Here is an 11,997-nt window from a genome sequence, read left to right as displayed (position 1 = left end):
ATGCATCTGCGTCAGGGCACCTTCTCGCACCTGCCGGACCTCACCGACGCCGAAATCGCCGCGCAGGTCCGCTACGCACTGCTCAACAACTGGCCGGTCTCCATCGAGTACACCGACGATCCGCATCCGCGCAATGTGTACTGGGAGATGTGGGGCCTGCCGCTGTTCGATCTCGACGAACCCGACGGCGTGCTCGCCGAGATCAACAGCTGCCGGGCCACGTTCCCGCGCCACTACATTCGCGTCAACGCCTACGACGCCACCTACGGCCGCCAGACCACGGCACTGAGCTTCATCGTGCAGCGGCCCGAGCACGAACCGGGCTTCCGGCTCAACCGCACCGACACCGACGACCGGCGTCAGCACTACGGCTTCCACGCCTATGCGCTCGATGACCGGCCCGGTGAACGATACGGCCGCTGAACGGCTTTCGATGCGGGAGGATGAAGGGTGAACACGGACAGTCCCGTCGGCCCGGGCAGCCGGGCGCCTGCAACCGGCCGCGCCGCCAACGGGTTCCAGATGCATCGGCCCGGGGCCACGAACCCCGACCCGCTGCGCGGTACGGCCGCTGGTCCCGCACCCGACGACCAGGCGGCCGACCACCTACTCGCCGATGACGCCCTGCTCGACCTGTCCACGGATATCGCGGGCAAGGACGTCGAGGACACCCTCAACCGGCTCGACGCCGAACTGGTCGGCCTGGCCAACGTGAAGCGCAGGGTGCGGGAGATCGCGGCGCTGCTGCTGATCGACCGCGCCCGCCAGCGCTTCGGCCTGCAGGCCACCCGGCCCACCATGCACATGAGCTTCACCGGCGGTCCGGGCACCGGCAAGACCACGGTGGCGCTGCGCATGGCCGAGATGCTGCACGCCCTGGGCTACATCCGGAAACCCAAGGTGCACACCGTGACCCGCGACGACCTGGTGGGCCAGTTCATCGGCCACACCGCGCCGAAGACCAAGGAAGCCCTCGCCAAAGCCGCCGGGGGCGTCCTGTTCATCGACGAGGCCTACTACCTGTTCCGCCCCGAGAACGAACGCGACTACGGCCAGGAGGTGATCGAAATCCTGCTGCAGGAGATGGAGAACGAACGCAACACCCTGGTCGTCATCTTCGCCGGTTACCCCGACCGCATGGAAACCTTCTTCTCCGCCAACCCCGGCCTGTCCTCCCGCGTCGCCCACCACATCGAGTTCCCCGACTACACCCACGCCGAGCTCTGCGCCATCGCCGATCTCATGGTGGCCCAGGAGAACTTCCGCTTCGACGAGCCCGCCACCCAGGCCTTCGCGCACTACCTGGAACGGCGCATGACCCGCCCCCGCTTCGCCAATGCCCGCAGCGTCCGCAACGCCCTGGACCGCTGCCGGCTGCGCCAAGCCAAGCGCCTCGTCGAACTGCACCGGCCCGTGAGCCGCACCGACCTGATCACCCTGACGGACAGCGACGTCTACGGCAGCAGTGTGTTCACGGACGCCCCGAGTGAGGGGGCGCCACTATGAGGAAATGAGAGGGCCGATGCCCGAAGGACTGAAGACCCTCACCCGCTACACCATCGAGTCCGAGCATCGGCATCCCGGGTCGTCCGGGGAGTTCTCGGCGCTGCTGAATGTCGTTGTGACGGCGACGAAGATGATCGCCAATCAGGTGACGCGGGGTGCGATCGTGGGCTCGCTCGGAGCGGCGGAGGCCGGGAATCTGCCGATCACCGTGCACCGGAAGATGGATGCCATCGCGCACGACATCATGGTGGCCGAAAGTCAGTGGACGGGACCGCTTTCGGGGCTGGTGTCGGAGCAGATGGACGGATTCCACCTGGTGCCCAGCGAATACCGGCGCGGGAAGTATCTACTGGCGTTCGACGCACTCGACGGGTCGAGCAATATCGACGTGAATCTGCCTGTCGGAACGATTTTCAGTGTGCTGCGCGCGCCGGAGGACGGGCGCGAGCCGACGCGGGAGGACTTCCTGCAGGCGGGATCACAGCAGGTGTGCGCGGGGTTCACGCTGTACGGCCCGGCGACCATGCTGGTGCTCACCGTCGGCCAGGGGGTCGACGGGTTCACCCTCGATCGCGAGATCGGCGCCTTCGTCCTGACCCACCCTAAGATGCGAATTCCCGAGGACACCAAGGGATTCGCCATCAACGCCGCCAATGAGCGGTTCTGGGAGCGGCCCGTCCGGCGTTACGTTCACGAATGCCTCGAGGGTGTGGACGGGCCGCGCGGGCGGGACTTCAACATGCGGTGGGTGGCCTCGCTGGTGGCCGACACCTTCCACATCCTCACGCGCGGTGGGCTGTACATGTATCCGCGCGATACCCGGCATCCGAATCGTCCCGGCCGCGTCTCCCTGCTCTACGGCGCGAACCCCATCGCCTTCATCGTCGAACAGGCCGGGGGAGCCGCCACCACCGGACACGAACGCGTGCTCGAGGTGCGACCCGAGGAACTGCATCAGAAGATCCCGTTCATCTTCGGTTCGCGCAACGAGGTCGAGCGCATCGAGCGCTATCACCGCGAACCCGAGGAGGGGCCGTCCTTCGACGCCTCCCTGTTCGGCACCCGGTCCCTGTTCCGCCCGGCCCGCTGAGACGAGGAAGCGCCATGTCGGTCAAACATCCCGTGGTCGCGATCACCGGATCCTCCGGTGCCGGAACCACCAGCGTCACCCGAACCTTCCAGGAGATATTCCGCCGCGAGGGCATCAACGCGGTGATCGTGGAGGGTGACTCGTTCCACCGCTTCGACCGCAACGAGATGAAGCTGGCCATGACCGAGGCCGAACAGAACGGCAATCGCGAATTCTCGCACTTCGGGCCGGAAGCCAATCTGCTCGCCGAACTCGAGGCACTGTTCCGCGACTACGGTGAGACCGGGGTCGGCATGGTGCGCAAGTACTTGCACAACGACGGCGAGGCCAAACCCTACGGCCAGCCCGCCGGCACCTTCACCCCCTGGGAGGAGCTACCGCCCGGCAGCGATCTGCTGTTCTACGAGGGTCTGCACGGCGCGGCCACCACCGTCGGCATCGATGTCGCCCAGCACGCCGACCTGCTGGTGGGCGTGGTGCCCATCGTGAACCTCGAATGGATCCAGAAGGTGCACCGCGACAAGAACGAACGCGGCTACTCCAGCGAGGCCATCATCGACACGATTCTGCGCCGCATGCCCGACTACGTGAACCACATCTGCCCGCAGTTCTCCCGGACCTACGTGAATTTCCAACGGGTTCCGACCGTCGACACCTCGAATCCCTTCACCGCCAGGACGATTCCCACCGCCGACGAGAGCTTCGTGGTGATCCGCTTCGCCGACCCCAAGGTGATCGACTTCCCGTATCTGCTGTCCATGCTGCACGATTCGTTCATGTCGCGGCCCAACTGCATCGTGGTACCCGGCGGCAAGATGGATCTGGCCATGCAGCTGATCTTCACGCCGCTCATCCTGCGGTTGATGGACAAGCGCCCCAAACGCCTGCGCTGAAGCCGCCGGATCAGCTGGCCGGGTCGAATCCGAACTGCCGCAGCTCCTGTGGGCAGCGGCAGGCCGCGGCGATCTTGGCCGCCCATTCCAGGGCCGCCTCCCGGGTGGGCAGTTCGAGAATCGTGTAGCCGCCGTGCGGGACCGCGCGGTCGGGGTAGGGGCCTTCGAGGACGGTGCCGTCACCGGCCACGCGCACCGGGGCGACCTCCGCGTCGAGCCCGCCGCCGAAGACGTACACCCCGGCCGCCTTGGCCTCCTCGATGACGGCGTGGGAGTCGTCGACCACGGCCTGGAAATCGTCCTCGGAGATCACCATCGCCTCGGCCGGGAACGAGATCATGTACTTCGTCATCCGAACACTCCTCCGCGTCCGTCGATTGCCCTGAAATACAGCGTGCCACAAAAGAATCCGGCGGCCACCCGAAAAGGTGACCGCCGGATGTCCGGTGCGGGACGATCAGAGGCCCGCGGGGATGTCCTTGGCCGCGCTCTTGGCCTGGAACGCGGAGATGATCTCCATGATGCCGACGAAGATGAGCCACCAGCCCGCCACCAGCGTCAGCGCGACGATGGAGGAGAAGGGGGCCGCGATCAGCCAGCCACCGCCGATGATCAGCACGATGCCGAAGAAGATCGCCCACCCGCGACCGGGAATGCCGTCCGCGGACAGACCGGTGATGAGCGAGGTGACGCCGCGGAAGATCCAGCTGATGCCGATCCAGATCGCCAGCAGGAGAACCGCGGTCGCCTCACCGCTGTCGCGCCAGTCGTGGAAGCACAGGAAGCCCAGGATGAGCGACAGCGCCGCGCTCACGAAGGCGAGGATGCGCATACCGGCGCTCAGGTGCGCGCCGAATGCGGCGACGAGCTGGAAAATGCCAGACACGATGAGGTAGATGCCGAAGAGGATGCCCGCGACAAGAATGGTCTTGCCGGGCCACGCAAGGATCAGAATGCCGAGAATGACCGAGAGAACGCCGGTGACCAGGATCCACTGCCAGGCGCTCCGGGCGAGTGCGTGCATCGGCCCCTCGGAAACTTCCTCTTTGCTGGTTGTCATGTGCGTCAGGATAAGACCACATCAACACGCATTGCGGAATATTTGCCAACGTGTTGTGGGCATGTGATGGCGGGCAACATCCGGGTGAAGGTTGTCTGATTCGCCTAGTGCTTGGCGCCGGGGGCGCATTCGGGGTGATCGCAGGCCCAGTCCGGATCGGCCCGCCAGGTGTAACCCGCCACCAGCGCGGAGGCCACCACGGCCGTATCCAGCATGAATCGGCCCTCGACCACCAGGCTGACCAGGCCGCCGATGAGCGCGCCGAGCGCGAACGAGCCGTATTGCACCGCATAGCCGAGCCAGTCGCGGGCGCTGCCGCCACCGGCCAGATGTCGTTCCACGCCCTGCGCGAATTTCACCAGCGTGCCGGTGACATAGGAGACGGGGATGGATACCTCGCCGTTCTTCACGAACGAGGTGTTGATCGCGCCCATGCCGAAGGCCACGAAAAGGATCGGCGTCAGGCCGATTCCGCGTTCGCCCAGGATGTGGTCCGCGATGGACGCGCCCACCAGGGCGATGGTGGTGAGCACGGTCGCGCCGTGCGGGTGATTGCGCCACAGATAGCGCCGGCACAGCGACGCCACGAAAACGCCCATGAGGAAGCAGAGAATGATGGTCGCTGCGCCGACCGCGAGCGCGTAGTCGCCGCCGAAACCGCCGAGCACCGCGCGCTCGGTATTGCCCGTCATGAAGGTGACGAAGTAACCCTCGGAGTGCGTGTAGGCCGCCGCGCCGATGAAGCCGGCGAGCACCGACAGCACCGCCGACAGGCGCATCTCCAGTTCCCAGAACGGCTCCCGTGGCCGCTTCTTCGTTTCCGATTCTTCCCTGGTCGGGCGCATGGGCAACAGGCTAGCAATCGCAGATGAGAAATCGCTGGGTCCGGACCGCTTTCCGCTGGGGTACAGTGCTGATGTTAACCGGAATTCACAACCGGTTCGGCTGGATCGAGTAGGGAGAAATCATGACCTCCGCCGTCATCGTCGACGTGGTGCGCACACCGTCCGGTAAGGGGAAAGCCGGTGGCGGACTGTCGGAAGTCCATCCGGCAACCCTGCTGGCCGGGGTGCTGCAGAACCTGGTCGAACGCACCGGGATCGACCCGGCCCTCATCGACGATGTGATCGGTGGTTGCGTCACGCAGAGCGGTGAGCAGGCGTTCAATATTTCGCGCACCGCCGCCCTGGCCGCCGGATTCCCGGATTCCGTGCCCGCCACCACCGTCGACCGCCAGTGCGGATCCAGCCAGCAGGCCGCGCACTTCGCCGCGCAGGGCGTGCTCGCCGGTGCGTACGACATCGCCGTCGCCTGCGGCGTGGAATCCATGTCCCGGACGCCCATGTTCTCCAACGCGCAGGGTAAGGACGCGAACCGCGGCCCGCTGCTGCACCGCTTCCCGGACGGCCTGATCCAGCAGGGCATCGCCGCCGAAATCATCTCCGCGCGTTGGAAGTTCGATCGCGCCGCGCTCGACGAGTTCGCGGCGCGCTCGCATCGCCTGGCCGCCGAGACCGCCGCCGCGGGTGGTTTCGACAACGAGATCGTGCCCGCCGGAACCATTTCCGCCGACGAGACCATCCGCGCCACCACCACGGTCGAGGGCCTCGCGGGCCTGAAGCCCGCCTTCGTGGACGCCGAATTCAAGGCCCGCTTCCCGGAGATCGAATGGTCGATCACCCCCGGCAACTCCTCACCGCTCACCGACGGCGCGTCCGCCGCACTGATCATGAGCGAAGCCAAGGCACACCAGCTGGGCCTGCGCCCGCGCGCCCGCTTCCACTCCTTCGCCGTCACCGGCGACGACCCGCTGCTCATGCTCACGGCCGTCATCCCCGCCACCCGCAAGGCCCTCGCCCGCGTCGGTCTCACCATCGACGACATCGACGCCTTCGAGGTGAACGAGGCGTTCGCCCCCGTCCCGCTGGTCTGGGCGCGGGAGCTCGGCGCGGACCTCGCCAAGCTCAACCCGCGCGGCGGCGCGATCGCCCTCGGCCACCCGCTCGGCGCGTCCGGCACCCGCATCCTGGCCACCATGCTCAACCACCTCGAGCAGACCGGCGGCCGCTACGGCCTGATGACCATGTGCGAGGCCGGCGGCCTGGCCAACGCCACCATCATCGAACGGCTCTGATCGCTGCTCTTGTCGGCCGCCGTCGATAGGGTGAACTCGGCGTCGCAGTGGACGCCGAGGAGGCGGAGCAATGCGGGTGACGTGGGATCAGGTATTCGCGTGGCGGCTGCGGCGGCAGTTCGTCGCACCGCGCGCGAAAGCGGGCGCGGTCGAGATCGTCGAGCGCCTGTGCGGGGTACAGGCACAGGTCACCTCGGCGGCGGAAACCGCTGTGGCACTGCGCCGGAGCACGGGTGAACCCGGCGCGGTCGTCGACGCGCTGGCCGACCGCGCACTGGTGAAGACCTGGGCCATGCGCGGCACCCTGCACGCGCTGACACCGGGCCACGCGGCAGCGGCGCTCTCACTCATGGCGGCCACCCGCATCTGGGAAAAGCCTTCGTGGACCAAGAATTTCGGGCCCACCCCGGAGGATGTGACCGCACTGGTCAAGGCGGTCGGCGAAATCCTTGACGGCACGGTGCTCACCCGCGACGAACTGGTGACCGCACTGGTCGCCGAACCCCGTTTCCACCCCCTCGAACAGCAGCTGCGCTCCGGCTGGGGTGCACTGCTCAAGCCGCTCGCCTGGCAGGGCGCGCTGTGTCACGGTCCCGCCCAGGGCAATACGGTCACCTTCACCAGCCCCTCGCACCTCATCCCGGCCTGGCCCGGCATCCCCGACGCCGATGCCGCCGCGCCCGACTTCATCGCCGCGTACCTCGGCGCGTACGGCCCGGCCACACCGGAATCCTTCGACGCCTGGCTGACTCGCGGCAATCTCAAGAAAACCACTGTGCGCCGCTGGTTCTCGGAGCTCGGGGATCGCCTCACCGAGGTCGAGGTGGAAGGCCGCACGGGCTATCTGCTCACCGAGCATGTCGATGAGCTGGCCGCGATCAAGCCCACACCATCCGTGCACCTGCTCGGTTCCTTCGACCAGTACGTACTCGGCCCGGGGACCAGCGACACCGCCCTGCTGCCGAAAGAGCACCGCCCCAAGGTGAGCCGCGCGGCCGGCTGGATCTCACCGCTGGTGCTGGTGAACGGCCGCATCGCGGGCACCTGGGAAACCACCGGCGACGAACTCGCCGTCACCATGTTCGACGATGCGCCCCCTCCGCGGTCCGAACTGGAGCGAGAAGCGAGCCACGTAGCTCGCGCCCTCGGGCAGTCGAAACCGACAGTCCGCATCGCCTGAGAAGCGGTCAGCCTCCTCGTGCCGGGCCACGAATCAGGCTGCGGGAGAGCTCAGCCGCGCAGAATCGCGCAGGTGGTGGTGGCGTGGGCGTAGAGCTTGCCGTCGTGGGTGCCGGCGATGCGCGCCTCCGCGGTCGCCGTTGTGCGGCCGACATGGATCGCGGTGCCGGTGCAGCGCAGGGCCGGGGTGTCGGCCTGCACCGCCCGCAGCAGATTGATGTTCAGCTGCATGGTGGTGTACGAGGTGCGGGCGGGGAGTTTGCTCATCACCGCCGATCCGAGCGCGGAGTCGAGCAGGGTGGCCATGAAGCCGCCGTGCACGGTGCCCATCGGGTTGAGCAGGTGGTCGCCCGGGTCGCCGTCGAAGACCACCACGCCGTCGCCGACCTCGACCAGCCGGAAGCCCAGGGTGCTCATGATCGACGCCTCGGGGAAGCGACCGTCCATCAGGCCCTGCAGGATTTCGCGACCGGTCATGTTCAGCAGGTCGGGGGTCATCTCGGGGCGGGGCTGCCAGGTGTGGGTGCGGGTCCGGAGGGCGTGCGTCATGGTCATGTCAGCAAACGTAGAACCGGATCGAGCCGATCGAAAGAGTCGGATACGACACCTTTGATATGGTTTCCGACATGAAGGTGGCGGTTCTCGTGGCGGACGGTGTCTTCGACTCCGGGGTGTCGGCGGTGCTCGACGTGCTGCATTCGGCGAACGCATTGCGAGGCCGAATGTCCACTCGCCCAGCGGGTTTCGGTATTCATACGGTAGGCGTGCAGCCGGTTGTGCACACCGGGCTCGGGCATCGCATCGATGTGGAACCCCCGGTCGTGGCCGCCGACGCCGACCTGGTGGTGCTGCCCGCGCTGGCCGAACGGGATCCGGCGGCACTGCTCGAGCGGGTCAGCGCCCCGGGCCTGCGGCCCATTCGCGAGCTGCTGGCCGCCACCCGCGCCCGGGGCACACCCCTGGCCTCCTCCTGCACGGGCACCTTTCTGCTGGCCGAATCCGGTGTCCTCGACGGCCTGCGCGCCACCACCAGCTGGTGGCTCTCCCCGGTGTTCCGGGAGCGCTACCCCAAGGTCGATCTCGACGAAACCCGCATGGTCACCAGCTGCGACGGCGTCACCACCGCCGGGGCCGCCTTCGGGCACCTGGATCTGGCGCTGGCCATCGTGGCCCTGCGGAGCCCGGCCCTGGCCGATCTGGTGCGCAGCTATCTCGTAATCGACGACCGCGCGGCACAATCCGCGTACGCCATCCCCAGCGCGCTCACCCGTTACGACCCGCTGGTCTCCCGCTTCGAGCAGTGGGTGCGTGATCGGCTGGACAGTTCGCTGTCCATCGCCGAGGCCGCGCACGATCTGGGGGTGAGTGAACGAACCCTGCAGCGCACCGTGGTCCGGACCTTGGGCTGCACGCCGATTCGCCTGGTGCAGAACCTGCGCGTCGAGCAGGCCACCCACCTGATCCGCACCACGGATATGTCGCTGGCGGCGGTCGCCCGCACCGTCGGCTACGAAAGTCCCAGTGCGCTACGGATTCTGCTGCGCGACCGGCTCGGCACCACCGTGCGGGGCCTGCGCCGCAACACGTGATCAACCTTGCGGCGGACCGGGTTCTCAGGGGCCGCCTCAGGGTTGGCCCGGATGTGCCCGACGGGCCCGACTTCCTACGGTCGATACATGCGAATCGCGCCGAGCGTCCTGGTCATTGCGGCAGTGCTGGCGGCTTCCGGCTGCTCGGTCATGGATATGGACAGTCCACCCCAGATCGCCCCGTCGGCGGTCACCGTATCGCCGACGCGGGTGGACCAGGTGCGCGCCGATATCGACGAGATCGTTCGCTCGGGTATCGCCGGCGTGCTCGCGACCCTGACCGAGAACGGCCAAACCGTCACTCTCACAGCGGGTGTCGCCGATATCGCCACCGGCGCGCCGATCCCGATGGCCCCGCCGCAGCAGGTGCGGGTGGGCAGTATCGGCAAGACCTTCGTCGCCACCATCATCATGCAGCTGGTGGGGGAGGGGAAGATCCGGCTCGACGACTCGATCGAGGTCTACCTGCCGGGCAAGGTGACGGGCAACGGTGTGGACGGTCGCGCCATCACCGTGCGCCAGATCCTCCAACATCGCAGCGGCCTACCGGAATTCAGCAGTGACGCCGAAATCGACGAGTACCGCGCCGGATTGCGCGGGCAGACCATGACCCCGGAGCAGGAGTTGGCGATCGCCCTGCGCAACCCCGCGCAGTTCGCGCCCGGCGCGCGCTTCGAGTACACCAACACGAACTATCTGATCGCCGCCATGATCATCGAAAAGGTCACCGGCAGCACGTATTCCGAAGAGCTCACCCGGCGGGTGACCGCGGCGTTGCCGCTTCCGGACACCTACCTCCCGGCGGCCGGTGAACTCGATATCCGCGGCCCGCATCCGAAGGGCTACGCCACCATCGACGGCGTGCGCACCGACGTCTCCCGGATCGAACCCTCCGTGCCGTGGGCGTCGGGAGCGCTGGTGTCCACCGGCGCCGACATCAATCACTTCTACATGTCGCTGCTCGCGGGCAAGCTGATGGCCGGGACGCAACTGGAGGAGATGATCGCCGGGGAGTCGCAGATGGAAGGCAGTGCCTTCAAGTACGGCCTGGGTATCGGCTCCATGCGATTGTCCTGCGGCGCACAGTATTTCGGCCATACGGGCGGCATTTTCGGTTACCTCACCGTGGCGGGCGCGACGCCGGAGGGGCGCGCCGTCACCATCACGCTCACCGAACCGCCGTCCAGCCCGCCCGATACCGAGAAGCTGCTGGAGCACGCGCTGTGCTGAATTCGTCTACTATCATCTGTAGTAGTCGGTCCTGTAGTTGACGGTGACATGCCGAAGGGGTTGGGACAGTGCCACATACGCAGTGCTGCATAGTCGGTGGGGGTCCGGCGGGAATGATGGCGGGCCTGCTGCTCGCCCGCGCCGGAGTCGAGGTCACCGTGCTGGAGAAGCACCACGACTTCCTGCGCGACTTCCGCGGCGACACCGTGCACCCGTCCACCCTGCGCCTGCTCGACGAACTCGGTCTGGGGGAGCGATTCGCGAAACTGCCGCAGCGCAAACTGGAACAGATGCGCATGCACATCGGCGACCGCACCATCGTGGCCGCCGATTTTCGCCGCATCCCCGGTCCGCACCGCTACATCGCCATGGTCCCGCAGTGGGATTTCCTGGGCCTGCTGGCCGAGGCGGCCGCCGAGGAGCCGAGCTTCACGCTCTGCGTCGCCACCGAGTTCGTCGGCCTCACAACGGAATCCGGCCGGGTGACCGGCGTCGAGATCCGGGACCGCGACGGCGACGTCGAAACCCTCTCGGCGGACCTGGTGCTCGCCTGCGACGGCCGCGCATCGACTGCCCGCGAGGCCGCCGGACTGCGCCAGCAGATGTTCGACGTTCCCATGGATGTCTGGTGGGTCCGCATCCCCGCGCTCGCGCGCGGCGCCGACGATCGACACGACGCACAGGTCTTCGCCCGCTTCGGCGGCGGCCGCGCCGCGGTCACCCTCGATCGCGGCGACTACTACCAGACCTCCTACCTCATCCCGAAGGGCGCGGACGAACGCTTGCGCGCCAAGGGAATCCAATGGCTGCGCGACGAATTCGCGGAGATGTTCGGCTGGGACGCCGAACTGCTCGCCGCCATTCGCGACTGGCACGACGTGAAGCTGCTCGAGGTCACCATGGGCCGCCTGCCGATCTGGCACGCCGAGGGGCTGCTGTGCCTGGGCGATGCCGCGCACACCATGTCGCCCGTCGGCGGCGTCGGCGTGAACTTCGCCATCCAGGACGCGGTGGCCGCCGCCCGCATCCTCGCTGAACCGCTGCGCACCGGAACGCTGCGGCGCGCGGATCTGGCCAAGGTGCAGCGTCGCCGCGAATGGCCGGTCAAGCTGACGCAGAAGTCGCAATTGAACGAGCACGACACGCTGCTGGGGCCCGCGCTCGACGACACCCTCACCGCGGTTCCCGGGGCGCTGCGGCTCGTCGGCCGCGTCCCCGCGCTGGCCGGGTTGACGGCCTACCTGGGCGGCATCGGCATCCGTCGGGAACGCGCACCCGCCTTCGCGCGGGCCTGATCCCGCGCGTGAGAGGTCGCC

General features: G+C 67.5%; 13 protein-coding genes. 9 read left to right on the top strand and 4 right to left on the bottom strand.

The window, feature by feature from the left end:
• The 4 genes from JK358_RS04875 to JK358_RS04860 are packed head-to-tail and all read left to right on the top strand — an operon-like array spanning window position 1 to window position 3,489.
• Window positions 1–423 (top strand): ribulose bisphosphate carboxylase small subunit, encoded by a 423-nt coding sequence (locus JK358_RS04875; protein WP_201944090.1) that lies wholly within the window; start codon window positions 1–3, stop codon window positions 421–423.
• A gap of 27 nt (window positions 424–450) precedes the next feature.
• Entirely contained in the window at window positions 451–1,506 is a 1,056-nt protein-coding gene (locus tag JK358_RS04870; protein WP_307817298.1) for an AAA family ATPase, read from the top strand.
• A gap of 16 nt (window positions 1,507–1,522) precedes the next feature.
• Window positions 1,523–2,596: a class 1 fructose-bisphosphatase gene (locus tag JK358_RS04865; RefSeq protein WP_201944087.1), complete on the top strand. Its 1,074-nt coding sequence runs from the start codon at window positions 1,523–1,525 to the stop codon at window positions 2,594–2,596.
• 14 nt (window positions 2,597–2,610) lie between these two features.
• A complete protein-coding gene (locus tag JK358_RS04860; protein ID WP_201944085.1) occupies window positions 2,611–3,489 on the top strand; it encodes a phosphoribulokinase in 879 nt (292 codons plus the stop codon).
• A gap of 10 nt (window positions 3,490–3,499) precedes the next feature.
• Here JK358_RS04860 and JK358_RS04855 read toward each other — a convergent pair whose 3' ends face one another.
• From JK358_RS04855 to JK358_RS04845, 3 genes are all read right to left on the bottom strand, one after another.
• Complete coding sequence (locus JK358_RS04855; protein WP_201944083.1) at window positions 3,500–3,841, bottom strand: YciI family protein; 342 nt, start codon at window positions 3,839–3,841, stop codon at window positions 3,500–3,502.
• 105 nt (window positions 3,842–3,946) lie between these two features.
• A complete protein-coding gene (locus JK358_RS04850; protein WP_201944081.1) occupies window positions 3,947–4,549 on the bottom strand; it encodes an HdeD family acid-resistance protein in 603 nt (200 codons plus the stop codon).
• 104 nt (window positions 4,550–4,653) lie between these two features.
• Window positions 4,654–5,328 (bottom strand): YoaK family protein, encoded by a 675-nt coding sequence (locus JK358_RS04845; RefSeq protein WP_232850873.1) that lies wholly within the window; start codon window positions 5,326–5,328, stop codon window positions 4,654–4,656.
• A gap of 188 nt (window positions 5,329–5,516) precedes the next feature.
• Between JK358_RS04845 and JK358_RS04840 the strand changes: the two genes are divergently transcribed.
• Together JK358_RS04840 and JK358_RS04835 are read left to right on the top strand one after the other, a co-directional pair.
• Window positions 5,517–6,683, top strand: coding sequence for a thiolase family protein (locus JK358_RS04840; protein WP_201944077.1), 1,167 nt, complete (start codon window positions 5,517–5,519; stop codon window positions 6,681–6,683).
• A 70-nt stretch (window positions 6,684–6,753) separates the two neighbouring features.
• Window positions 6,754–7,863 carry a winged helix DNA-binding domain-containing protein gene (locus tag JK358_RS04835; RefSeq protein WP_201944075.1) on the top strand — a complete coding sequence of 370 codons (1,110 nt, stop codon included), beginning with the start codon at window positions 6,754–6,756 and terminating at the stop codon, window positions 7,861–7,863.
• Between the two features lie 50 nt (window positions 7,864–7,913).
• Here JK358_RS04835 and JK358_RS04830 read toward each other — a convergent pair whose 3' ends face one another.
• Window positions 7,914–8,417: a PaaI family thioesterase gene (locus tag JK358_RS04830; RefSeq protein ID WP_232850799.1), complete on the bottom strand. Its 504-nt coding sequence runs from the start codon at window positions 8,415–8,417 to the stop codon at window positions 7,914–7,916.
• Between the two features lie 71 nt (window positions 8,418–8,488).
• On the opposite strand from JK358_RS04830, the gene JK358_RS04825 reads away from it, so the two are divergent.
• The 3 genes from JK358_RS04825 to JK358_RS04815 all read left to right on the top strand — a co-directional run bounded on the left by JK358_RS04825 (window position 8,489) and on the right by JK358_RS04815 (window position 11,976).
• Window positions 8,489–9,451, top strand: coding sequence for a GlxA family transcriptional regulator (locus JK358_RS04825; RefSeq protein WP_201944072.1), 963 nt, complete (start codon window positions 8,489–8,491; stop codon window positions 9,449–9,451).
• A gap of 87 nt (window positions 9,452–9,538) precedes the next feature.
• The gene (locus tag JK358_RS04820) at window positions 9,539–10,681 is read left to right on the top strand and encodes a serine hydrolase domain-containing protein (RefSeq protein ID WP_201944070.1); all 1,143 of its coding nucleotides are present in this window, start codon (window positions 9,539–9,541) and stop codon (window positions 10,679–10,681) included.
• A gap of 68 nt (window positions 10,682–10,749) precedes the next feature.
• Window positions 10,750–11,976, top strand: coding sequence for an FAD-dependent oxidoreductase (locus JK358_RS04815; protein WP_201944068.1), 1,227 nt, complete (start codon window positions 10,750–10,752; stop codon window positions 11,974–11,976).
• Window positions 11,977–11,997: the final 21 nt, after the last annotated feature.

Source organism: Nocardia acididurans (assembly GCF_016741815.1).
Classification (GTDB): Bacteria; Actinomycetota; Actinomycetes; order Mycobacteriales; family Mycobacteriaceae; genus Nocardia; species Nocardia acididurans.
This window is presented reverse-complemented; position numbering and strand designations above follow the sequence as displayed.